The 237-nt window shown below is 67.5% G+C and carries 1 protein-coding gene; it reads left to right on the top strand.

Features of this window, described 5'->3' with window-relative positions; all coding sequences use genetic code 11:
• Window positions 1-237 (top strand): ABC transporter substrate-binding protein (locus tag ADL15_RS24910; protein ID WP_157441591.1); only part of this gene is annotated, 237 nt, incomplete at both ends.

Genomic DNA, 237 nt, shown 5'->3' with positions numbered 1-237 from the left:
CAGAGCGGGCAGCTCAGCTCGCTGGGCGCCTGGGAGCTCAAGGGCGCCCGGCTGGCCGTCGACGAGTGGAACGCCGCGGGTGGCATCAACGGCCGGCAGATCGAACTGGGTGTCTTCGACGACCAGGGTGACCCGACCACCGGTACGAACCTGGCTCGCAAGATCGACAGTGAGGGTTACCTCGCGATGATCGGTACTGCGGAGAGCGCGGTGACGATCGCGATGGCGCCGATCCTG

Source organism: Actinoplanes awajinensis subsp. mycoplanecinus (genome assembly GCF_001509495.1).
GTDB classification, from domain to species: Bacteria; Actinomycetota; Actinomycetes; order Mycobacteriales; family Micromonosporaceae; genus Actinoplanes; species Actinoplanes palleronii.
Note: the sequence above shows the minus strand (reverse complement) of the source record. Positions and strands in the feature narration are given on the sequence as shown.